Below are 311 nucleotides of genomic sequence, written 5' to 3'. Positions count from 1 at the left end.
TTTGCGATCTCGATTTCACCCGCGCGGGTCAGCAGTTCGCTGGCGCCCATTTCGCGCATGTACATCCGGACCGGGTCAGTCGTGCGGCCGAATTCGGAATCGACGGTCGACAGCGCGGCTTCCGCTTCCTCGTCCGCCTGATCGTCGGATGCCACCGCAGTCGTGGAGTCGTTCAACAGGAGTGCCTCGGCGTCCGGCGCCTGCTCGTACACGGCCACGCCCATGTCGCCGAACGTGCTGACGATGGTTTCCATCGCAGCCGTTTGCGTAAAGTTGTCGGGCAGGTGGTCGTTGATGTCCGCGTGGGTGAG

General features: G+C 63.7%; 1 protein-coding gene. It reads right to left on the bottom strand.

Features of this window, described 5'->3' with window-relative positions:
- Positions 1-311, bottom strand: a 311-nt coding sequence (locus ACV22Z_RS35865; protein WP_448080961.1) for an RNA polymerase sigma factor region1.1 domain-containing protein, incomplete at both ends; no start/stop codon positions are given.

This window comes from Burkholderia sp. PU8-34, assembly GCF_053427725.1.
The sequence above is the reverse complement of the archived record's forward strand: the minus strand, read 5'-3'. Positions and strand labels throughout refer to the sequence as shown.